We start from the raw sequence: 23,282 nt of genomic DNA, 5'->3' as shown, positions 1-23,282 counted from the left end.
TTATGATAATGAAGAAGAAGATTCTCATTGGGGAGGAATCAACATGATATTAGGGGATTTAAAACAAGCTTTCGCTCAAAAAAAGGGGTACTCTACAGAGGATATGAATGAGTTGCTTGATTTTGCTAGACATCACTATTTAGAAGGAAAAATCTGCATCTCAGAATACCGAGTATTAATACGTGAATTAGAAATAAATGGGGCGAAACCCACACATACAACTGTAGAATCATAAAAACAAGAGGGTTTTCCCTCTTGTCACTTACATTGTTCTATTATGTTCTGCAACGTGTATAAAATCGCCTGATGTGTTTCATAAAACCGCTTACCTTTTCCCTTATTTACAAAACATTGCAGTGCATTATTTTGTAAATTCTCATACACTTGGTCAATTTGTTGCACATGTATATACTTAGGCTTTTCATGTTTTATCCATTGATAAGCTAATTCTTTCCACACTTCTAACTCTTGATCAACCATATCCACAAAAGGCTTCATATCTTGATAAAAATCAAACTCTTTCTCTTCTCTTTTTTTTATAATCGTTTCATCATTGTACTGTATTAATTTTATTGAAGACTGCATTAATTTTCCATAATCCAATTTATTTCCACCCTCTTATGCACTTACTATGACGTTTTGAAACGTTTGAAGCCAACTTCCTTTTTCTTCGTGATGTAATAATTTATCCTCCATATGTTGAATGTGCATTTCTGTTATTTCTCCTCGATTACATATATCTTCACGTTTATCTTTTAAAGAATGATTAACTCTAAGTGAAACATTCATTTCCAGCAAATCAAGAGCACTTAACATTTGATCCATTTTTTTCATTACATTTTCCTTCTGAACCATCGCCATTTATAAAACGCCTCCTTCTTTGCTTTTCCTTTGTCATGTTATTTCGACGGGTCACTTACCACTCCTGCACGACTGACAAAACTAGTTGATATTCGGCAAAGAAATCGGTTTGTATGAGTTTTATAGAAGTGGTAACAATACAAAAGGGAGGTGTTTACCATGGCTAAAAATAAAAATAAAAATGAGAAGAAGAAAAAACAAAACACACAGCAAAATAAACCTGAAACTGGAAATCCGAAGCTAGATGGTCCGAACTTTCCTGCTACATAAAGTAAAACTTTAATCGGCGGGTCTATTTCTCTTACCTAGCTTCCTCAATTTTCCCTACATTTCAATTGGAATCATACTTATTGAAACTGTATAAAAACATGAATCGATTTATGTAATCCATTCGTCCCGACTCCCTGTCAGAGAGCGGGACTTTTCTTATTATATCATGAAGTCATTGTTCCTTTTAAAAAAGCTATTCAATGAAGAAAAAAGATGTATTTGTTGTTGTTTTTGTAAAAACCATTCTGTAATATTAACTTCTTCTTTCAGTTCCTGAAAGAAAAACAATGCCTCAATATCCATTTTTTTATGGAACCAATCTTTCGTTACGTTATGGTGATGTAAAACAATTGAGAAAGCATCTCTTAACTGCGGTGTATCTTTTTCTTTTGGAATTATAAAGTACCGCTCGTAATCCATTCTTGATCCTGTAGGAAACGTTCGCAAGGAGAAATCGTAAAATAACGTTTCATATTTAGGATGAAATAATAGCCAAGCTAATTTCTTTCCGAGTTCTATACGTTTTTGTAATGTTTCAAATTGATAAACCGAAAAACCATATAGTTGCCCTTTTGTAGTCGGAAAAATTACAGCACTAAAATGAAAGAGCTCTTGAAATTTAAACAGTAAAGTTTGGAATACGTGCTTTTGAAAATATGGGTGTTCAATAATCGGTTTTTGAATCCTATTTTGTTCATTAATAATAAGTGCTGTAATAAGACGTGTGAGATCTCTTTTATTCCAAAAATCATTCCATTCCTTCTCCATAAAAATAGATACGTTAAAAAACTGTAATAAATGAAAGATTGGTTTATTCATTTTCTTGCTGTACTCGTATAACAACAATTGTGGGTATGCATCTGAAAAAATAAGCCAATTTGCACTTTCATAAGTAAGGAACAGTTGCTTCCTCATTCTTTCAGATAAAATATTCGGATAATATTCCCCTGCTAAATCTGTCATATTCCACCCAGAATTTCTCGAAACCATACTCGCCAAAAATGACCACCGGATTTCTTTATTTCTCAAGTAATATTCTTGATAAGCCTGTGTGCGTGAAATATTATCTATATTTGCTAGAGCCGTCTGTTGTTTTATATATGCTATTAATTGTTTCTCTTCTATTGTACAAGAAAGTCCACTGCGCTCTCTATTTATTTTCTCATACTCATTCTGCATATGCATACAGGAATCACCACATCTCTCTTGAAAAAAATCGCATCTTTTTTGTTTTTTTTGATATAATCACCTTTGTAAGTAATTCTAGGTAAGTTGAGGTGGACAAACTATGACCATTCGTTATCCAAACGGAAAAAGGTATAATCAAGCGTTACAACCTCAAAAAACACAATTTAAAAAACATACTTATAGCAATAGAGGTATGTCTCTGGAAGAGGAACTAAATGAAACAAATCAATATTATTTAACCCATAATATTGCATGCGTACATAAAAAACCCACTCCTCTTCAAATTGTAAAGGTGGATTACCCCGCTCGAAGTGCGGCGGTTGTGAAAGAAGCTTATTTTAAACAGCCTTCTACAACAGACTACAACGGTGTATACAAGGGGAAATACATTGACTTCGAAGCGAAAGAAACAAAAAATAAAACAAGTTTTCCGCTACAAAATTTCCATCTTCATCAAATTAAGCATATGGAACAAGTAATAGCTCATAACGGAATTGCATTTGTTATTATTAAATTTACACTTTATGACGAGTTTTATTTACTTGATGCAAAACATGTCGTTTCATTTTGGAATCGCCAAGATGCTGGTGGACGCAAATCGATTGCGAAACATGAAATCGAAGAGCACGGATACTTGTTATCATGCGGTTATCATCCTCGAATTGATTATATTCGTGTACTAGACATGGCTTATTTTTCGTGATAGAGTCAACAATAAGGCTCTTTTTTCGACTTTTGGGGAAAAAATGAAAGGTAGGAGAAAGTATAATGTCAGAAAATTATCGTTCTCGTACAGAACGAAAACATGCACAACATCAAAAACAAGAAACAAACCAAACGGAGAAACCAAAGAAAAAAGCTTCCTTTTTCAAAAAATTTTTAATTGGTTGCCTACTTCTTGGCATTGTTGGTCTTATAGCTGGAGTTTCCGCCTTTTTTGTAATGGTACAAGATGCTCCAAAGCTAAATAAAGCAAAACTTGTCAATCCGCTATCAACTAAATTTTATGATAAAGACAAGAATTTCTTTTATGAATATGGTGCCGAAAAGCGAACGAATATTACTTACGATCAAGTTCCGAAAGTAGTAGAAAGCGCATTCCTAGCGACAGAAGATGCTCGCTTCTATCAACATAACGGAATCGACGTTAAGCGTACTGGAAAAGCAATCCTTGAAAATGTCACAGGTGGTTTTGGTTCTCAAGGCGGTAGTACAATTACCCAACAGGTAATTAAAAACTATTTTCTAACGATGGAAAAAACATCAAAACGTAAAGTACAGGAATGGTATTTAGCTTATAAATTAGAGCAACAATATTCCAAACATGAAATTTTAGAAATGTACTTAAACAAAATCAACCTCGGCAATCGCTCTTATGGGGTTGCAACAGCAGCGAAAACCTATTATGGAAAAGACTTAAAAGATTTAAAATTACACGAAGCAGCGATGCTTGCTGGATTACCTCAAGGTCCAAATATTTACGATCCAACAAAAAAAGAAAATATCGATCGAGCAACAAAACGTCGTAACGTTGTATTAACGTTAATGAATCGACATGGCTTTATTTCAAAGCAAGAAATGGATGAAGCGATAAAAATCCCTGTAACAGAAGGACTTCTTCCATCTAAAGATGTAACCGAAATGCCTTATCAAGCCTTTTTAGACGCAGTCGTAAAAGAAATCGAAAAAGAAATGCCCGATGTAAATATTGGATCTGACGGATTACAGATTTATACGACAATTGATACAAAGGCACAAGAATACGCTGAACAATTACTGGATGGGGATATTATTAACTATCCAAACGATCGTTTCCAAGGTTCTTTCGTATTCATGGATACAAAAAATGGTGAGGTTCGTGCAATTGGTGCGGGCCGTAAAGAAAATAAAACGACATTTAAAGGACATAATATGGCCGTTGATATGCAGCGCCAAGTAGGTTCGACTATGAAACCAATTTTTGACTATGGTCCTGCTATTGAATATATGCAATGGTCTACATACCATCAATTAAATGACTCAGAATATACGTATTCCAACGGTAAAAAAATCCGAAATGCTACAAACAGCTATAAAGGTGATGTCTCTTTACGTGAGGCATTGAAAAAGTCATTAAACATCCCTGCTTTAAAAACAGCACAAGCAGTTGGATTAGACAAATCAAAAGGATTTGCCGAAGGACTTGGAATGACATTCAAGGACAACACAGTATACGAATCAACAGCCATTGGTAGTAACAGCGCTTCCCCATTACAAGTAGCTGGTGCATATGCCGCCTATGGTAACGAAGGAAATTATAACAAGCCACATTTCGTAACAAAAGTTGTCTTTCCTGATGGAAAAGAGAAAAACTTTAAACCAAAAGAAATACGAGCAATGAAAGACTACACAGCATATATGATTACGGATGTTCTTCGTGATGTTGTAAAACCAGGTTCTGGTGGTACAGGTCCAACGGCTTATGTATCAGGAATTGATGTTGCTGGTAAAACAGGAACACAGAACTATGATCCAGATACATTAAAAAAATATAATATTCCAGAAAGTGCCAACAGAGATAGTTGGTTTGCAGGTTATTCACCGCAATATACGATGTCAGTATGGACAGGATATGAAAAAGATTCTGAAGAAAACTATATTGCAGATAAATCACCTTCAGTCCGAATTGCACAGCAAATATTCAAAGAAATGATGAGTAAGTTTGCTACAGATACATCTCGTTTTGAACAACCTTCTTCTGTAGAACGTTTAAATGAAGAACTCTATGTGAAAGGTGCAAAAAAGGATGCTGTTAAGCAGATTAAAGTAGATCCACCAACTGGTGTAACGCCATCTTATGATGCATCATCTAATACGATTACATTAAACTGGTCTGGTCCTTCAGACGCTGAAGCTTACTCAGCAAGCTATAAAGCAAACGACGGTTCTAGTGGTAGCCTATCCGTGAGCGGTACAAACGCTTCACTTGGCGGGGTGAAACCAGGTGTAACTTACAGCTTCTCAGTAGTAGCGAAAAAAGGAACAGGTACAAGCGATGCAGCTGGTGTATCCTTTACTGTTCCTGGTCAGAGCGAAGATGTCAAGAAGAAAGCTGAAGACGACGCTAAGAAAAAGGCTGAGGAAGACGCCAAAAAGCAACAAGATGAGCAGAAAAAAGCTGAAGACGCTAAGAAAGCTGAAGACGCTAAGAAAGCTGAAGACGCTAAGAAAGCTGAAGACGCTAAGAAAGCTGAAGACGCTAAGAAAGCTGAAGACGACGCTAAGAAAGCTGAAGACGACGCTAAGAAAAAAGCTGAAGACGACGCTAAGAAAAAAGCTGAAGATGACGCTAAGAAAAAAGCTGAAGACGACGCTAAGAAAAAAGCTGAAGACGACGCTAAGAAACCAAAACCTGATCAGCCAAAAGAGCCTGTTATCCCAACACCATAATACAAAGAAGAAGTCACCTTTCTCTAACGAGATGGTGACTTCTTTTTTTGTATTATTTTTTTTGCATACAGCTTTTCTATTTCTACATACAACTGTGCCAATTGAATATAGGAATGATAGTGATTTGGTTGCTTTGTAATAAATGAATAACGTTCCATAAAGTTAATCGGTTTTATTTGTAGCTCATCAATCTTGTTTTTAATATCCTTTAACCCTGACACTGGTTTTCCGTTTAACCAATATAAACTCGATAATAAATGAGCTGCAAAGTGAATCATTGGCCTTTTTGCTTCATTTCGCTTTCGATCCTGAAAAAATATCGATATATCCTCTTTTTTGTCTTTCCATATATCTAATACAGCTGGAATTCCCATTTCTATTTCATTCCATGGCTCATATTGTTTTCCTATATCAAATAAGAAATAATGGCTTTCTAGCAATTGCACAAACGATTCATCTGTATGATATATAATCTTATCTATCTCCCCTTCAAAAAAAGGATTACATTGAAACTCATCCGGTACTTGTACAACTTGTTCCATCTTTTTATTTCCCCTTCATTCGCTTCTTACCTTCACGACACACTTCTAGTAGCCGGCATTCTTCACATTGCGGCCGCTGTGCTTTGCAATGATAACGTCCAAAGAAAATCATTCGGTGATGCGTAACTCCCCACTCTTCCATTGGCACTTTCTTCATTAATGTTTTCTCTACCTCTAGAACGGAATCTTTCCAACGGCAAATAGCCAAGCGTTTACTTACACGTTCCACATGTGTATCAACAGCAATAGCTGGGATACCAAATGCTACAGAAACAACTACATTTGCAGTTTTTCTACCAACCCCTGGTAGTTTTGTTAGTTCATCCCGATCCTGTGGTACCTCTCCATTATAGTCTTCAAGCAACATTCGGCATAACTTTTGAATATTTTTCGCTTTGTTCCGGTACAATCCAATTGAACGAATATCTTGTTGCAACTCTTCTAAGGATACATTTAAATAATCTTCAGGTGTCTTATACTTTTGAAATAAACTTTTCGTTACTTTATTTACAAGGACATCTGTACATTGTGCAGATAATGCAACTGCAATTACAAGTTCAAATGGATTATCATGATTTAATTCACAATGTGCTTCTGGATACATTTCTGCCATTGTATCTAAACAATAACGAATTTGTGTCTTGTTTAACATACCTTTCCTCCTATATCACTGCTCCAACCAATTATAAAAAGGCACTTTCCCCGTATATTTGGTCTCTTGTTTCGTTACTTGCTGCGAGCGTTGTTGATTTGCTCTAAATTTCCGCCCTTGATCTTGCGCTTGATCAACTGTCTTAATTCCATTCTTTTTCCACTCAAAGAGAATACGGTCAATATATCGAAAATTAAGTTTCCCACTCATTACAGATTCTCGAAGAGCTGCTTGAATTAAATTCGGATGATGTTGATCCTGATCTTGCCACATCGCTAATGTTTCACATTCAAAAGGCGATAATGGTCTCCCAAATTCCCGTTCAAAAATTGTATATAAATTCACTTGAAGTTTCTTTTGTTCTTCTTTTTCTTCTTCTATTGTTTCATTCATTAAAAAATGCAAGATTTTTTCCCAAAGTGGTTGCAACGAATAACTTTCGCACATCATAGCTTCAGATTTTTGACTACCTTCTAATGCTAAAAAGCCTTTTTGAATTAACGCTTGAATGATTTCCATACATTTCATTTCTGTTATTGTCATTCGTTCTGCAATCTCTGAAGGAGTTGGAAAAGAATTACCCGATTCTAGAAAAGTATGCACATGGAGTACAACCATAAATTCCATCTCATTTAAGCCTAATTTTTTATAATGCATCATAAGCAATTTTGGAATTGCGACGCTGCCTTGTTCAAACCATTGTAACATCATTTTTTTCTTCATGACCATACACCTCGCTTTCTAGTATAACACACCTGTTATAATTTTCTTTTACCACAATTCGTCAAAAAACCTCCCTATAGATAGGGAGGTCATCTTCATTTGTTCAAAGTAACTTATGTGGTAAAAATGAAAGTAATTAGCCTTTTAAGCCTGTACTTTACTTCTCATAAACGTATTAATTCGCTCTAACGCTTTCTCTAATTGTTCAAGAGATGTCGCATAGGATAAACGAACATTGTTTGGTGCACCGAACCCTGTTCCTGGAACAAGAGCTACTTTCTCTTCTTCTAACAATGCTTTTGCCCACTCATCAACGGTTTCATATCCAGCTAACGCTACAGCCTCTTTTACGTTCGGGAATAAATAAAATGCACCTTGTGGTTTAATACAAGTGAAACCAGGAATTTGAATTAATTTATCATAAATAATGTTTAATCGTTCTTCGAATGCTTGACGCATCATTTCCACAGGCTCTTGCGACCCAGCATACGCAGCAATTGCGCCGTATTGAGCGATTGAAGTAGGGTTTGACGTACTATGACTTGCTAAGTTCGTCATCGCTTTAATAAGCTGCTTATTTCCTGCTGCATAGCCAATACGCCATCCTGTCATGGAATGCGATTTAGATACACCATTAATAATAAGTGTTTGTTCTTTTAATGCATTAGAAAGCTGGGCAATTGAAGTATATTCCACGCCGCCATAAACCAATTTCTCATAAATCTCATCAGAAACAATTAAAATGTCGTGCTCTAAACATACTTCTCCAAGCTGCTGTAATTCTTCTTTGCTGTAAATCATCCCTGTCGGATTGCTCGGTGAATTTATAATAACAGCTTTCGTCTTCTCTGTAATTGCCTCACGTAGCTGCTCTGGCTTAATTTTGTACTGATTGTCTTCTAGTCCTTCTACATAAACTGGCTTACCACCAGCAAGCTTTACTTGTTCTGGATAACTTACCCAATAAGGAGTCGGAATGATAACTTCGTCCCCTTCGTCAAGTAGCACTTGAAATAGTGTATAAAGTGCATGTTTTGCTCCATTACATACGATAATCTCAGTTGGATCATACGCTAATCCTTGATCACGAGTAAATTTCTTCGCAATTTCTTGTTTTAATGTTGCTAATCCACCAGTTGGTGTATATTTCGTATGTCCTTCTAACATTGCTTTATGTGCAGCATCCATAATATGCTCTGGCGTATTAAAATCAGGTTCTCCTGCTCCTAATCCAATTACATCATGGCCTTCAGCTTTCAATGCTTGTGCCTTTGCTGTAATTTCTAAAGTTGAAGACGGTGTTAAAGCAGCTACTCGCTTTGCTAATTTCATTTGTGGTTTCCCCCTGCATCTATTTTTCAATGCTGTAATATCCAGCATATTTCCCATCTTGAAATTCTAGATAATAATACGTATAACGACCTTCTTGATCAATATATGTAATTTCCCACAACGGAACATCGTTTTCAGCACCTAATTTTGCCTTTACCAATTCTTTGGGCTTGCGTTCCCCAGCCACAATTTGTAAAGCTTTCTTTTCAGAAATGCCCTCGTTCTTTTTACGTACTAGAACATTCCCTTTTTTCTCAGGTACCCAAACAATGATTTGTTCTCCTTTTTCATCTACACCTTGTACGACTGCATATGAAGATTTTCCGTTATAATAATCAACCGTTTTTACTTTCGTAAGCTTTGCTTTTTCTTTTGCAATTTCTACAACTTTTGACTCTTTCGGAATTTTCTTTTCCATTGTCGCATTATAAACATGCACCCCATATAATCCAATGGCAACGATAACGATAATGATGGCAAAGATCCACTTCTTCATTGCATCACTACGTTCTGTATATCGTAAATACTGCTGTTTCTTTTTCGTTTTCGTCTAATGCCAATCCGAACATGAGGTCCTGCTCTTTTAAAGTGCGATTCAAACTATCAACAATTTTATATAAGTCAGACGAATATTTAATACGCGTCGTTGATAGCACTTCGATTTTCTTCTCCATGAAAACTCCTCCGTTACACAAAAATTTCTAATTATAGAAGAACGCAATACGGTTACAATAAGAGTACATTCTTTACAACCCCTGCTTCATCACCCATCTATTATAGCAGGACATGTTCAGCAAAAAAAGGTTTCAAATTGAAAACCGAAACATTTGTATACAAGAAGTAAGAAAAAATAAATTTCCTCCTACCCACATTTCATGCCTGAAGTACGTCGTACTTCAGGCATATTTTTTCACTTACTGTTATTCCTTTAGCTATTTACCGATAGTAATTCCACCTACCTCAAAGTTATCTAAAAAATAACAAAAGTGAGGTAGGATATACTACCCGTCAAAAAACGATTGGCGAAGACGAAGAATCAGTGAGAAATGAAGGAACCCTCAGTGATTACAGTTTCACTTTATCCGCTTTATTCTTCTAAGTGATCTAACAGTTCTTCTAACGACCCTTCATAAAGAGGAACATTTGGAATAGATTGCATAAATCTTTTTCCGTAGAAAGAGTTGGTTAAACGACGATCTAAAACAAACACCGTTCCAGTATCCGTCATTGTACGAATTAATCGTCCAAACCCTTGCTTAAAACGAAGAATTGCTTGCGGAAGTGCCAGTTTCGTAAATACGTCGTCTCCTTTATTTTTCAACCATTCACTTTTGGCTTCCATCATTGGCTGATGAGGCGGTGTAAATGGTAACCGAACAATAACAAGATAGCTTAATGCATCTCCAGGAATATCAATCCCTTCCCAAAAACTACTTGTTCCTAACAAAATTGCTTTGTCGAACTCTTGAAATTTCCGAACTAAACGACTTCGGCTACGATTATGAACACTTTGTGTTAGTAATACAAAGCCTTCTAATTCATCCGCTTGTTTTAAATTTGTATATGTTTCCTTTAGCATTTCATAGGATGTAAACAAAACGAGCATTCTCCCATTTGTCGCTTTAGCAATCTTCATAATATGATGTGATACTTCTCTTATATACACATCCTCGCTTACTTGCTTAATAAGAGGAACATCAGTAGAAACCATTAGCTTTACTTGTTCCTCATAATGAAACGGCGATGGAACTGTTAATGTGTCTGGTGCAAAGTCATATAATCCAAGTTGTTCCTGTATATAATCGAATGTACTATTAACAGTTAAAGTCGCCGAAGTAAAAATAACGCTTCGCTTTTTTGTTAAGAACTCATCCGCAAACCTTTCTCCTATATGGACAGGTTGTGCATATAACACAGTGGAATGAATTGTACCTTTCGTTTCCGTTTCCATCCATGTCACATACTCTGTTTTTTCTAATATAAGCAGCTGCAATGAGTCGACCATTTTACGCAATAATTCAATTAAATGCATAAACTCACCTGTAACAACATGCATCTCCCATTCGATTTTACTTTGTAATAAGTCCGCTTGTTGCTCTAGCGCAGTAAGTATTTTTCTCACTTCGTATACGAAGCGATTTGTTAACTCAGCTATACTTCTCCATAGCTTTCCATCCTCTTGGTCCGCGTTATATCGATAAATAAGCGGCATATTATTTGCCCCTTGTTCTTGCTTCGTTTGCTGAAATATAAATGTACGTAACATTTGAAATAATTCATCAGCATCGAATTTAATTTCCTTTAACCTATGACTCACCATTCGAAAAGCTGAGCGTGACGAATGATGAGATTTTTTCATCAATTCATATACCTTTGATAGCACATCGTCCGTCTCTAACGTACCAAAGCGTGATAAGATTAATTGAAAGTACATGCATGAAAACTGCTCTCCAAGTGTCCTAGTCGCTGTTTCTTCGATGTGATGAGCTTCATCAAAAATAATATGTTCACAAGATGCCAAAAGTGGATCTTCACTAACAAAATCTTGAAATAGTAAAGCGTGATTTGTAATAACAATATCTGCAAATAACGCTTTATTTTTTGCTCGTTGATAAAAGCAGCGACTAAACCAGTTGCTTTGCATGCCGCCCGGACTGTACGTATCACTACAAATCCGATCCCACAGTAACTTCCCGCCTTCTGGAATATTAAGCTCGTCACGATCACCAGTCTCCGTTTGCAATAACCATACTAATACTTTTGCTTTCGTAAGCGCAACATCATAGTTTTTCTCTTCTTCTTGCAATGCATATTCAAATTTATGTAAGCAAAGATAATGTTTTCTTCCTTTTAAAAGAGCCACTTCGAATGGAAATGGTAATATACTTTGTAATAAAGGAATTTCATTTTCAATCATTTGTTGTTGCAGTTGTACCGTTTGCGTACTAATAACAACTGACTCTTCTCTTCTCTTTGCAAAATAAATACTTGGAAGTAAATAAGCAAGTGTCTTCCCTGTACCTGTTCCTGCTTCAATTAATGAAAAACGAGAATCTCTTAATGCTGTATATATTTCCTTCATCATTCGCTGCTGACTTTCTCTTTGTTCAAAATTTGGCATCTTTAGCTCAAGTTGTCCCATTGACTTGTGTAAAAAAGCATCAAATTTAGATAAACAATCATCACCGATTTCTAATGAATAATTTCGTTTTCGAAGCGCAATATTTCGATATACTTCATATTCCTTTGCATCTTCTGTACCAAGCATCACTTTATTTAAAATATTTTCTGAAATGATATTCGCTATATCACTTTGGAATACATCGCTTAGTTCATATAAAGATTGTAATGTGACAAGCGGTAGTTTTTCTAATTGATTTAGAAATTGTAAAAATAATTCCGCTGTCACAAGAGCATCACTATCCGCACGATGCGGTTGATCATGTTCCAATTCATGTTTTTTTGCTAAATCACGCAATTTATAGCTATCAGCTGTCGGCAATAAAATTTGTGCCAATTCAACCGTATCAATTTTTGGACAGTTTACTTCTCCATATCCAGCCTGTTTTAATTCTTCCTTCAAAAAATTCCAATCAAAGTGAACGTTATGTGCAACAAAATAAGCACCCTGTAATAGTTCGGATACCATCGGCGCTACATCGCAAAATAGCGGGGCTTGTTTCACGAGATTTTCATCAATCCCTGTTAATTCTGTAATAAATGGAGGAATCTCTCTCTTCGGGTTAACAAAAGACGAAAAGATTTCCAATATCTCTCCATCTTCTACTACAACAGCTGCAATTTGTGTAATTCTGTCCTTCCCATCTTTCCAGGAGTTCCCTGTCGTCTCTAAATCGACAACGACATAACGCTTACTCATATGTAACACCTCAATTTCTTACCCTTTCAAACAACAAAAATTCATATATTGTTACTATACCACGTTTTATATCATCTTAATGAAAAGATGGACAAAAAATAGAAGAGCCTGGTGTTGAAAAAAGGACTCTTTCTATTCATTCGAGTATATAGTTTCAAAAAAATCTTTAATCTTCTTTATTAATGAATAATTTTTCCGAACCGTTTTTTTACTTGTATTTACATAAAGTAAGCTTCCATCTGCGGGATTTTACATGCTATTATCCTCACTCACCTATTTGCACGCCTCTCTGAATCTTGAGGTAGATGTCTTACTGCCGTGATAGCAAGATAAAATGAAAAGCTACCTCATATGAGATAGCTTTTCATTTTATAAAATCGTACCTGCTTTTTCAGCACCTAACATTTCAACAATTTGATTGTTATCACCTAACACCGCAATTTTTGGTACTTGTTTATCTACATCTTCTGTCGCTACGAGACCGTAACAAATAATAATAACTTTATCTTCAGGTTGTACAAGTCTTGCAGCTGCACCATTTAAACAAACAACACCGCTGCCACGTTCTCCTTTAATTACATACGTCTCTAAGCGAGCTCCATTGTTATTATTTACAATTTGTACTTTTTCATTTTCTACAATCTCCACTGCGTCCATTAAATCTTCATCAATTGTAATACTACCTACATAATTTAAATTTGCTTCTGTTACAGTCGCGCGATGTAACTTCGCTCTCATCATTGTGCGAAACATAGATGACTCCCCCTTATTCAACCGTTAATGTAATATTGTCAATTAAACGTGCATTATCAAACTTCACTGCAATTGCAAGAATAATACGCCCACCAATTGTTTCAACTTCCGTCAAAGTTGGGTACGCATATAGATCTGCATAATCGACGATACCTTGTGTATTTTCCTCAATATATTCTTTCACAAGACATGTAATGATTTGTGGATTACGCTCTCCAGCTTCAATTCGTTTTTTCGCTATACATAAGCTTTGATATAAATGGGGTGCTTCCTCACGTTCTTTTTCTGATAAATATACATTACGAGAACTTCTTGCTAGTCCGTCCTCTTCCCTAACGATATCAACAGGTACAATTGTGATTGGAATATTGAAATCACGTACAAATCCTTGGATAACAGCGACTTGCTGTGCATCTTTCATACCGAAGTAGGCACGCTTTGGCATTGTAATATTAAATAGTTTCATCAATACAGTCGCAACACCTGCAAAATGAATCGGTCTTTGCTTACCACATAATACGTCTGTACGCTTTATAACTTCAACCTTTGTTGTCTGTTCTGCAGGATACATTTCTTCTACGCTCGGATAAAATAAATAATCCACCCCGGCTTCTTTTGCTACTTTCTCATCTCTCTCGATATCCCGAGGATAGCGATCTAAATCTTCATTTGGTCCAAATTGTAATGGGTTTACAAATACGCTTAAAATAACAACTTCATTTTCTTCCCTTGCTTGACGTAATAAAGTTGCATGCCCTTCGTGTAAATATCCCATCGTTGGAACAAAACCGCTATCTTTACCACTTGCACGAATTTCACTAGCAATTTGTTGCATCTCTTGCACTGTTGTTACAATTTTCATCACTGTTTCCCTCCGTATAATGCTACACATTCTTCCTCTTTCATTGTGAATGAATGTTGTTCTTCCGGAAATTGTCCTGCTTTTACTTCAGCAACATATTGCGCAATTCCGCGTACAATTTCTTCTTGAACTGATGTATATTGTTTCACAAATTTTGGAACACGCTCCACTCCATACGAAATGAGATCATGATAAACAAGTACTTGACCATCTACTTTACTACCTGCACCAATACCTATTGTAGGAATCGTCAGCTGCTGTGATACAAGCTCTGCTAGTTGCATTGGTACGCATTCTAAAACGATTGCCATTGCACCAGCCTCTTCACATTTCTTAGCATCTTCTAACAATTTCTTTGCACTTTCAGCATCTTTTCCTTGCACTTTATAGCCACCTAATACACCTACAGATTGAGGTGTTAAACCAAGATGAGATACGACAGGAATTCCTGCATTCGTTAAGAAGCGAATGATTGATACTACCTCATCGGCTCCTTCTACCTTCACTGCATGTGCTCCGCTCTCTTGCACGATGCGGCGCGCATTATGCATCGTTTCTTGCAAAGATACATGGTAAGACATAAACGGCATATCCGTTACAATAAAAGTTTCCTTTGCGCCGCGGCGCACTGCTTTCGTATGATGAATCATATCATCTACCGTTACTGGAATGGTAGAATCGTATCCAAGTACAACCATTCCAAGGGAATCCCCTACTAAAATCATATCAACTTCAGCTTCTTCTGAGAGCTTTGCAGATGGATAATCATACGCAGTAAGCATCGTAATCGGCTCACCTTTCTCTTTCATTTTTAAAAAATCTGTTGTCGTTTTCAAAAACTACTCCTCCTTTATTCAGGAGAGAGGAGATGGCCGAAATCATATAAAAAACCCATCTGACCAAAAAAGGGCAGATGGGTTGTGTTAGTCGGCAAAATTCATCCCTCTGTCCCAGTCCGTTGTTGGATCAAGGCAGAATCCAAATTATTTTTCTTCATTGCTTGAAATAATGGTGCAGTTCACTCAGATACTGCCCATATTCGAACTAATTATAGCAAACTAAGAAATAAAATTGCTACATTTTTTTGAAAAAATAATTTTCTATTCCTATTACAGTATGTGAAATTTCAAGAATAGCAACGAATATAACAGTAAACAATTCTATTCTTACTGTCATCCAATGTACAAATAAAAAGAAGCTCCCAAGCAGGAACTTCTCTCTACTTAATTTCTATATCAGCAGAATGAATATGATGAAGTTGACCTTTATCATCTTCTAACATAAGTACACCATCCGCTGTAATTCCTTTTGCTACACCTGTAATCGTATCTTTCATCGTTCGGGCCGTAATTTCTTTTCCAATACTTATTGCATAACTTTCCCAAAGAAGTTTAATAACCGAAAAACCATTTTTTACATATTCTTGATATAACTTTTCCATTTGTAAAAAGATCTGTTGCATAAGCTCTGCTCGCACAATTGGTTTTCCTGATTCAATTGCTAAAGATGTTGCAATTTCTTTAATCTCATCTGCAAAATGTTCTTGCCCTTGATTTGCATTAATTCCAATTCCCATAATAACAGCATTAATCTTATCTGGGTCAGCCTGCATCTCTGTTAAAATACCGACAGCTTTTTTTCCTTCAATTAAAATATCATTGGGCCATTTAATTCCCACATTCACACCTGTACATTTCTCAATTGCTTGTGCTACACTAACAGCTGCTAATAAAGTAAGCTGAGGGGCATGATGAACGGGAATAGCTGGACGTAAAATAATACTCATCCAAATCCCTGTCCCTTTTGGTGAGTGCCATTTTCTACTCAAACGGCCGCGTCCTGCTGTTTGCTCTTCCGCAACGACAATTGTTCCCTCCGCTGCCCCTTCATAAGCAAGTTTTGCTGCAATATGCTGCGTAGACTCTACAGATTCTTTAAAATAAACAGTTCTCCCTATAAATTCTGTCTGTAAACCTAATTGAATTTCATTCGCTGTTACTTTATCTGGCTTACTAGCAATCCGATATCCTAGACGGCGCACAGCTTCTAGTTCATATCCTTCGCTCCGAAGATCCTCCATATGTTTCCAAACAGCGGTTCTTGAGCAGCCAAGCTTGTCACTAATTGTTTGACCAGATACAAACTCGCCATCTGCTGCAGAAAAAATCTGCAGCAATTGTTTTCTTATAGTAGATTGCATCCTTGTAGCCACTCCCTTATTTTCTCTTTCTCATTTTCTAATCGTTCTTGTAAAATTTCTTCTTCGATTCTTTGCAACACTTCTGCCACCCATGGTCCTGGCGTTTTTTCTGTCCAACCTAACAAATCATTACCGCTTACTTTCATTTCCTGACGATTATGAATGGATAATGAATCAAATAATGACTGTACCTGATTTACAGAAAATATATCATATTTTTTTATAATAGCTTGATATACTCTTTCCGCCATTAAAGCAGTATGCAAACCTGTCTTGTATAGAAAAACTGCATCCCAAGACTTTGTTTTTCTAGAGCGGATTGCTAATATAACAGCTACAATATCTTTTATTTTTTTGTTTGAAAATTTCCATTGACGTAAGAAAACTGATGGATGTTCTTCACCAATACAATATAAGAAAAATGCCCACGCCTCGATATCGGTTTCAAAAAAACCCCAGTTATATTGCATAGCTTTTAAAATTCTTTCTTCTGACATTTGTAAATATGGTAAGTGCGTAACTAGTTTCGTCTCTACTAGTTGTTGAAGCCCATTTACACAATATTTACCCGTCAACAGCTTTTCAAACTCAACTGTAATTCTTTCAATCGCTATATGTTCCAGTAAATGCCCATACTCCTCAATCGCACGTTTCGTTTGTTCCTCTAAAAAGAATCCTAAAGTACTAACAAAGCGAATACCCCGCATCATACGTAGTGCATCTTCTTGAAAGCGATCCGCAGCATTCCCTACTGTTGCAATTTCTTGTTTACGAATTGCCTCTTGCCCCGCAAACAAATCAATGATGTTTCCTTCTTCATTCATCGCAATCGCATTCATAGTAAAATCTCGTCGTTTTAAATCTTCTTCTAATGAACGAACAAACTGAACACTACTTGGTCTGCGAAAATCTTCATAATCACTCTCCGTTCGAAATGTTGTCACTTCATACGGAATACCTTCTTGAACAACAATAACCGTACCATGTTCAAGCCCAACAGGGACATGTCTTGGGAATAAATGCATCACTTCTTCTGGAAGAGCTGATGTTGCGATATCAATATCACCAATTGGTCTATTGATAATAAAATCACGCACACTTCCCCCAACAAAATATGCTTCATGCCCATGTTGTTTCAATGTCTCAATAATTGCTCCAGCTTGTTTAAATCGTTTCATTTTTGTCATCCCTTAGTATGTCATAATAAATTGCCTCATATTGTGAAACAATATTTTCTGAACGAAATTGCTCATATACAGCTTCCATGGCGCGCTGTGCCATATTTTGATGGAGATCGTCGTTTTTAAGCAATTGTATCGCTTGCTTAGCTATACCTTTGATATCTCCAACTTCACATATATATCCCGTTTCACCATGTTGAATAACTTCTGGAATACCTCCAACACGCGTACCAATACATGGCACACCACACGCCATTGCTTCTAGTAAAACGAGGCCAAAGCTTTCTTTTTCTGATAAAAGCAACATTAAATCGCTCATTGCAAGAAGCTCAGCAACATTATCCTGTTTTCCTAAAAACAAAACATGTTCTTCAATATGTAAGCTTTTCACCAACTGTAAAATTGTACAAAATTCTGGCCCATCACCAACAAGTAATAATTTCGCTGCCACTTCTTTTACAATTTTAGCAAATGACTGGACAACATCTTGTGCACGCTTGACCTTGCGAAAATTCGAAATATGAATTAATACCTTTTCATCTTCACGTATGCCATACTCTTTTTTTAGTTGGGACATATCTCTCTTAAAATAGACACGCTCATCAATAAAATTATATACAGTTTGAATTTCTTTATTTGGCTTTACAAGCTCATGTGTTTCTTGAATTAACGAGTGAGATACAGCTGTAACAACATCAGATTGCTCAATACCAAACCGTATTAAATTATTTAGAGAAGGATCTGAACCAAGTACAGTAATATCAGTTCCATGTAACGTCGTAACGATTTTAATATCGTCTCCAATCATTTGCTTTGCTAAGTATGCACAAATTGCATGTGGTATTGCATAGTGTACATGTAAAACATCCAAGTTTTCTCTCTGTGCAACCTCTGCCATTTTACTTGCTAATGCTAAATCGTAAGGTGGATATTGAAAGACAGAATATTGATTTACCGTTACTTCATGAAAATAAATGTTTGGATATACTTTATTTAATCGGAATGGAACTCCAGAGGTAATGAAGTGAATTTCATGACCTCGTTCAGCCAATTGTTTTCCTAATTCAGTTCCTACAACCCCAGAACCACCAACAGAAGGATAACATGTTATACCTATTTTCAATTTCATTTACATCCCCCTATTAAATCAGCATGTAATAAAACTGGCTTTTTACTCATAAATCCTTCAGCATACATAACTCCAACTTCTTTTCCAAACATTTTCTCACGAGCGATTACTGTTTCGACATAACCTTCTGTTAAAGGTGTCTTCACACCATCACTTCCTGCTGTAAATTGGCTTTCATAGGCTTCTAACGCGGCTATCTTTTCAGAAAGATGTTCGCTAATATCAATGCAGAAATTCGGTTTATGAAAACCATTAATCATATAATAATAAAAAGATTGTACGCGATGTGGTGACATTTCTGGCATATATTTACGAACACCTGCTGAAAACACAGCTTCTTCCACGAGTCTCGCACAATTCGCATGGTCTGGGTGGCGATCTTCATAGTATGGTGCAAAAATAAGTGTTGGCTTATATGTCCGAATAATTTTTACGATTTCTCTTATATATTCTTCTTTCATATACAGACCGCGGTCTGGCATTGCTAAATTGATTCGCTCTGTCACTCCCATGATACGAGCGGCTGCTTGTGCTTCTTCTTTTCTTAGTTCAACCGTCCCATTTGAGGATAAATCGGCTTCTGTCAAATCACAAATGCCAACTTCATATCCTTGTTTTGTATATTTGGCAATAGTGCCAGCCATGCCGATTTCAACATCATCGGCATGGGCACCAAACGCTAATATATGTAATCCTCTCATAATTTGTTCCCTCATTTTCGTAACTTTCGGTAGTCTAAATCTCCTCGTTCTAATGCATGCATTAACATCTCAGCACTTGCCATATTCGTTGCAAGCGGAATCGCATACACATCACATAAACGAAGCAATGCATTTACATCTGGCTCATGTGGTTGTGCTGTTAGCGGGTCCCGAAAGAAAATCACCATGTCTAAATCGTTTTTTGCAATCATTGCACCAATTTCTTGATCGCCGCCAAGAGGACCAGATTGATATCGTGTGACTGTAAGTCCTGTCGCTTCCATAATGCGAAGGCCTGTTGTTCCCGTAGCAAAAAGTTCATGTTGTTCAAAAATTGGTTTATATGCGTATGCAAACGAAACTATATCATCTTTCTTTTTGTCATGTGCAATTAAGGCAATCTTCATCCGTCTTCCCCCCTTTAATCGATGATCTTCTCTAATCCATATACAAGATGGTCAAGATTCATTACTGTTTCAATAGCTAATTTTACTCCAGACATAAATGATGCTCTGTTGAATGAATCATGACGAACTGTTAACATTTGTCCGTCTCCGCCAAACAATACTTCTTGATGCGCAATAAGCCCTGGTAAACGCACGCTATGAATATGAATACCATCTACATTTGCACCACGTGCTCCTTTTAATTGTTCTGTTTCATTTGGATGACCTTGTTGTTTTGGTTCACGATTTTGACGAATTAAATCTACCGTTTTTACAGCTGTACCTGATGGTGCATCTAATTTTTGATCATGATGTAGTTCAATCACTTCAACATCTTGGAAATATTTCGCTGCCATTTGAGAAAACTTCATCATAAGTATTGCACCAATTGCAAAGTTTGGAGCAATAATAGTACCTACCTGTTTTTCTTTCGCAGTGTCTGTTAAATGCTGAAGTTCTTCTTCTGTAAACCCTGTCGTACCAATAACGGAACGAAGACCATGTTCAACAGCGAGTGTAACATGTTCTTTGCCGACTTCTGGTGTCGTTAAATCTAGCAATACATCCGCTTCTACTTCATTTAAACAAGTATGTAAATCCGCATAGATTGGTGCATGTAATGTAGGCATTCCAGGAAGATTTGAAATCATTTCACCACCATGCTTATAATCAACTGCTGCTACTAATTGAAAATGTGGTGTTCTTTCCATTAGAAGTACCGCTTCGTGTCCCATACGTCCTCTTGGTCCAGCAATAATCACTTTAATATCTTTCATTATTCTTTCTCTCCCTCTTCAATACGTGTCCAGCGATCTTTATCACGTGTATTAAATTTATCCATTACAATGTTATGTGCTGTTTCTAAATCAATATGTAAGCTATTTGCCATGCAGATCATAACAAATAATACATCTCCAAGTTCTTCTTCAATTGTTCGTTCTTTTTCAGTCGTTTTCTTCGGCTTCTCACCGTAATAGTGGTTCACTTCCCTTGCAAGTTCACCCATTTCTTCTGTCAAACGAGCCATCATTGCAAGCGGACTGAAATAACCTTCTTTAAATTGACTAATATATGCATCTACTTCTTTCTGCATACCTTTCATCGTTTTTTGTTCCATGTTGTTCACCTCTAATCCTTCCTCTTTCATGTTAGCCAATTCATGGCGATTTGACAAATATTATTCCTCTTTCGTCCCTATTTGCCACGTATTTTTGGATAGACTATAATAAAGTGAAACTTTCTTTTGCAAATGTTCTTCTTGCAAAAGATTAGTTGAACCAATCGGGCTCTTACGGTTGGTTAGTCTTTTCTTCTCGCCTTACTCCTTACCAACCGTTAGTGCGGGGTAAAGTGAAACTTTCTTTTGCAAATGTTCTTCTTGTAAAAGGTTACCTCTTACCAATTACAATCATACAAATGACTTACTATTCTTATCGTTTTTCTTCGTCATTAGCTATTTCAACGGAGCAAAGTAACAATTACATATTAGGGGGCTTGCTACATGAAAACCAACTTAAAGATTCGAAACATTATATTTATTTTGATTGGTTCCGCTATCTTCTCTTTTGGCATCGTAAATATTAATATTGAAAATCACTTAGCAGAAGGTGGCTTTACAGGAATTACGTTATTGCTTTATTTTCTCTTTTCGCTTGATCCATCGTATACAAACTTAATCTTAAACATCCCTCTCTTTTTTGTCGGTTGGAAATTACTCGGCCGAACAACTTTCTTATACACATTAATCGGAACGTTTAGCGTCTCCTTATTTCTATGGATTTTTCAGCGCTACGAATCATTAAATTTACATTTAAATTTGCAAAATGATATGACATTAGCAGCCCTGTTCGCTGGAGCATTTATTGGGATTGGTCTCGGAATTATATTCAAATACGGTGGAACAACTGGTGGCGTCGATATTATTGCTCGATTAGCTCATAAATATGTTGGCTGGAGCATGGGAAAAACAATGTTTATGTTTGACGCTGTTGTCATTGTCATCTCCATTCTTACATATCTATCTTATCGCGAGGGCATGTATACGTTAGTTGCGGTCTTTATCGGAGCAAAAGTCATTGACTTTATGCAAGAAGGAGCATATGCAGCAAAAGGAGCAACCATTATTTCAGATAAAAACGACGAAATTGCTGCCAAGATTTTATCCGAGATGGAGCGCGGGGCAACCTTTTTAAAAGCAGTTGGCTCTTATACAAAGATTGAGCGAAACGTACTTTATTGTGTTGTGGCAAAAAATGAAATCGTAAAACTAAAGAATATTATTACTTCAGTAGATCCTCATGCATTTGTTGCAGTAAGTGATGTACATGATGTAGTTGGTGAAGGCTTTACATTAGACGAAAATAAAAATCCATTACATAATTAAACATGCTAGATCTCTAACATTACTACACTTTCCAAATACACAACTTAAAAAGCTATCGAACCCGATAGCTTTTTAAGTTGTAAACCACTATAAAGAAAACTTCTACTATATATACTTCCCTAATTTTTCTAAATCCTCATAAATCAAATCCAACAAGCCTCTATTATAAAAAATTGATGCTGGATGAAATGTCGGAAAAATATTATATATCTTCTCGGTCCATATAAAATCTGTACTTTGATTATTTTTTAGTCTTCGTACTGGCTGCTGCAATAATTGTCCATGAACATCAGTAATTTTTTTATCTGGTCCCACTAAACGCTTTAATGCAATATTTCCAAGTGTGACAATAACCGGTGCTTGCACGTGCTCCATCTCATAATCTAACAAAGGAGCATGTATAAGTATTTCTCCCTGATTTGGGGTTCGATTATATTTCTTCTGAGCAACTTGCCCGCTCCGCTCTCTTTTCTCTCTCCATATATAAGGCCGGCTACGTACAGTGCTCGTAATATATACTTCTTCCCTTGTAAGGCCGATACGTTCTAAAAATCCCATTAACTCCTTACCTGCTCTTCCACTAAACGGAATGCCATTATGAATTTCTGTTTCTCCGGGCGCTTCTCCAACAAGCATTAGTTTCGGCTTTTCAGGACCTTGTCCACATAAAAAACCTTCTAATGGATAGGGAGCACTAAGTTTTTTCACATGCAGTACTAATGAATCTGGATATTGCATTTCCATCACCTT

General features: G+C 36.4%; 25 protein-coding genes. 4 read left to right on the top strand and 21 right to left on the bottom strand.

The window, feature by feature from the left end:
- Nucleotides 1-43 precede the first annotated feature (43 nt).
- Complete coding sequence (locus C564_RS0102400; protein ID WP_006094322.1) at nucleotides 44-235, top strand: YppF family protein; 192 nt, start codon at nucleotides 44-46, stop codon at nucleotides 233-235.
- Between the two features lie 23 nt (nucleotides 236-258).
- Here C564_RS0102400 and C564_RS0102395 read toward each other — a convergent pair whose 3' ends face one another.
- From C564_RS0102395 to C564_RS0102380, 3 genes are all read right to left on the bottom strand, one after another.
- Nucleotides 259-585 (bottom strand): YppE family protein, encoded by a 327-nt coding sequence (locus C564_RS0102395; protein ID WP_006094321.1) that lies wholly within the window; start codon nucleotides 583-585, stop codon nucleotides 259-261.
- A gap of 33 nt (nucleotides 586-618) precedes the next feature.
- Nucleotides 619-861, bottom strand: a complete 243-nt coding sequence (locus C564_RS0102390; RefSeq protein WP_003206610.1) for a hypothetical protein — start codon at nucleotides 859-861, stop codon at nucleotides 619-621.
- A 429-nt stretch (nucleotides 862-1,290) separates the two neighbouring features.
- Nucleotides 1,291-2,316 carry a DUF2515 domain-containing protein gene (locus C564_RS0102380; protein ID WP_018764295.1) on the bottom strand — a complete coding sequence of 342 codons (1,026 nt, stop codon included), beginning with the start codon at nucleotides 2,314-2,316 and terminating at the stop codon, nucleotides 1,291-1,293.
- A 103-nt stretch (nucleotides 2,317-2,419) separates the two neighbouring features.
- Here C564_RS0102380 and recU point away from each other — a divergent pair, with 103 nt between their 5' ends.
- A complete protein-coding gene (recU, locus tag C564_RS0102375; RefSeq protein ID WP_018764294.1) occupies nucleotides 2,420-3,022 on the top strand; it encodes a Holliday junction resolvase RecU in 603 nt (200 codons plus the stop codon).
- A gap of 65 nt (nucleotides 3,023-3,087) precedes the next feature.
- On the top strand, nucleotides 3,088-5,748 hold the full coding sequence (locus tag C564_RS0102370; RefSeq protein ID WP_018764293.1) for a PBP1A family penicillin-binding protein: 2,661 nt from the start codon (nucleotides 3,088-3,090) through the stop codon (nucleotides 5,746-5,748).
- A gap of 23 nt (nucleotides 5,749-5,771) precedes the next feature.
- Here the strand turns inward: C564_RS0102370 and C564_RS0102365 are convergent, their stop codons facing one another.
- The 17 genes from C564_RS0102365 to C564_RS0102285 form a co-directional block, all read right to left on the bottom strand.
- On the bottom strand, nucleotides 5,772-6,290 hold the full coding sequence (locus C564_RS0102365; protein WP_006094318.1) for a YpoC family protein: 519 nt from the start codon (nucleotides 6,288-6,290) through the stop codon (nucleotides 5,772-5,774).
- Nucleotides 6,291-6,294: 4 nt separating this feature from the next.
- Nucleotides 6,295-6,942 (bottom strand): endonuclease III, encoded by a 648-nt coding sequence (nth, locus tag C564_RS0102360; RefSeq protein ID WP_006094317.1) that lies wholly within the window; start codon nucleotides 6,940-6,942, stop codon nucleotides 6,295-6,297.
- Between the two features lie 15 nt (nucleotides 6,943-6,957).
- Complete coding sequence (dnaD, locus tag C564_RS0102355; RefSeq protein ID WP_016114116.1) at nucleotides 6,958-7,665, bottom strand: DNA replication protein DnaD; 708 nt, start codon at nucleotides 7,663-7,665, stop codon at nucleotides 6,958-6,960.
- A gap of 144 nt (nucleotides 7,666-7,809) precedes the next feature.
- Nucleotides 7,810-8,997, bottom strand: a complete 1,188-nt coding sequence (gene aspB, locus C564_RS0102350) for an aspartate transaminase AspB (RefSeq protein WP_003206480.1) — start codon at nucleotides 8,995-8,997, stop codon at nucleotides 7,810-7,812.
- A gap of 19 nt (nucleotides 8,998-9,016) precedes the next feature.
- Entirely contained in the window at nucleotides 9,017-9,493 is a 477-nt protein-coding gene (locus C564_RS0102345; protein WP_003206481.1) for a cell wall elongation regulator TseB-like domain-containing protein, read from the bottom strand.
- 7 nt (nucleotides 9,494-9,500) lie between these two features.
- The gene (locus C564_RS34275) at nucleotides 9,501-9,671 is read right to left on the bottom strand and encodes a YpmA family protein (RefSeq protein ID WP_000412180.1); all 171 of its coding nucleotides are present in this window, start codon (nucleotides 9,669-9,671) and stop codon (nucleotides 9,501-9,503) included.
- A 413-nt stretch (nucleotides 9,672-10,084) separates the two neighbouring features.
- Nucleotides 10,085-12,877: an ATP-dependent DNA helicase DinG gene (gene dinG / locus C564_RS0102335; RefSeq protein ID WP_018764292.1), complete on the bottom strand. Its 2,793-nt coding sequence runs from the start codon at nucleotides 12,875-12,877 to the stop codon at nucleotides 10,085-10,087.
- A 369-nt stretch (nucleotides 12,878-13,246) separates the two neighbouring features.
- Nucleotides 13,247-13,630 carry an aspartate 1-decarboxylase gene (gene panD / locus C564_RS0102330; protein WP_003206486.1) on the bottom strand — a complete coding sequence of 128 codons (384 nt, stop codon included), beginning with the start codon at nucleotides 13,628-13,630 and terminating at the stop codon, nucleotides 13,247-13,249.
- Nucleotides 13,631-13,643: 13 nt separating this feature from the next.
- The gene (panC, locus tag C564_RS0102325) at nucleotides 13,644-14,492 is read right to left on the bottom strand and encodes a pantoate--beta-alanine ligase (protein WP_018764291.1); all 849 of its coding nucleotides are present in this window, start codon (nucleotides 14,490-14,492) and stop codon (nucleotides 13,644-13,646) included.
- The gene (gene panB / locus C564_RS0102320) at nucleotides 14,492-15,328 is read right to left on the bottom strand and encodes a 3-methyl-2-oxobutanoate hydroxymethyltransferase (RefSeq protein ID WP_003196375.1); all 837 of its coding nucleotides are present in this window, start codon (nucleotides 15,326-15,328) and stop codon (nucleotides 14,492-14,494) included. Before panB ends, panC begins: the two co-directional genes overlap by 1 nt.
- A gap of 383 nt (nucleotides 15,329-15,711) precedes the next feature.
- Entirely contained in the window at nucleotides 15,712-16,692 is a 981-nt protein-coding gene (locus tag C564_RS0102315) for a biotin--[acetyl-CoA-carboxylase] ligase (RefSeq protein WP_018764290.1), read from the bottom strand.
- Nucleotides 16,677-17,870: a CCA tRNA nucleotidyltransferase gene (locus tag C564_RS0102310; RefSeq protein WP_018764289.1), complete on the bottom strand. Its 1,194-nt coding sequence runs from the start codon at nucleotides 17,868-17,870 to the stop codon at nucleotides 16,677-16,679. Before C564_RS0102310 ends, C564_RS0102315 begins: the two co-directional genes overlap by 16 nt.
- The gene (gene bshA, locus C564_RS0102305) at nucleotides 17,857-19,002 is read right to left on the bottom strand and encodes an N-acetyl-alpha-D-glucosaminyl L-malate synthase BshA (protein WP_018764288.1); all 1,146 of its coding nucleotides are present in this window, start codon (nucleotides 19,000-19,002) and stop codon (nucleotides 17,857-17,859) included. Before bshA ends, C564_RS0102310 begins: the two co-directional genes overlap by 14 nt.
- Nucleotides 18,999-19,703 (bottom strand): bacillithiol biosynthesis deacetylase BshB1, encoded by a 705-nt coding sequence (bshB1, locus tag C564_RS0102300; protein WP_026008439.1) that lies wholly within the window; start codon nucleotides 19,701-19,703, stop codon nucleotides 18,999-19,001. Before bshB1 ends, bshA begins: the two co-directional genes overlap by 4 nt.
- 11 nt (nucleotides 19,704-19,714) lie before the next feature.
- On the bottom strand, nucleotides 19,715-20,110 hold the full coding sequence (gene mgsA / locus C564_RS0102295; protein WP_006094308.1) for a methylglyoxal synthase: 396 nt from the start codon (nucleotides 20,108-20,110) through the stop codon (nucleotides 19,715-19,717).
- Nucleotides 20,111-20,124: 14 nt separating this feature from the next.
- Nucleotides 20,125-20,925, bottom strand: a complete 801-nt coding sequence (gene dapB, locus C564_RS0102290) for a 4-hydroxy-tetrahydrodipicolinate reductase (protein WP_006094307.1) — start codon at nucleotides 20,923-20,925, stop codon at nucleotides 20,125-20,127.
- Nucleotides 20,925-21,266 carry a nucleotide pyrophosphohydrolase gene (locus C564_RS0102285; protein WP_051107052.1) on the bottom strand — a complete coding sequence of 114 codons (342 nt, stop codon included), beginning with the start codon at nucleotides 21,264-21,266 and terminating at the stop codon, nucleotides 20,925-20,927. The genes dapB and C564_RS0102285 overlap by 1 nt, the downstream gene beginning before the upstream one ends.
- A 384-nt stretch (nucleotides 21,267-21,650) precedes the next feature.
- Between C564_RS0102285 and C564_RS0102280 the strand changes: the two genes are divergently transcribed.
- Complete coding sequence (locus C564_RS0102280; protein WP_016114108.1) at nucleotides 21,651-22,532, top strand: YitT family protein; 882 nt, start codon at nucleotides 21,651-21,653, stop codon at nucleotides 22,530-22,532.
- Between the two features lie 105 nt (nucleotides 22,533-22,637).
- Here C564_RS0102280 and C564_RS0102275 read toward each other — a convergent pair whose 3' ends face one another.
- The gene (locus tag C564_RS0102275; protein WP_018780979.1) at nucleotides 22,638-23,276 is read right to left on the bottom strand and encodes a uracil-DNA glycosylase; all 639 of its coding nucleotides are present in this window, start codon (nucleotides 23,274-23,276) and stop codon (nucleotides 22,638-22,640) included.
- Nucleotides 23,277-23,282 lie beyond the last annotated feature (6 nt).

The organism is Bacillus sp. 105MF, assembly GCF_000374885.1.
Taxonomy (GTDB): domain Bacteria; phylum Bacillota; class Bacilli; order Bacillales; family Bacillaceae_G; genus Bacillus_A; species Bacillus_A pseudomycoides.
The sequence above is the reverse complement of the archived record's forward strand: the minus strand, read 5'-3'. Positions and strand labels throughout refer to the sequence as shown.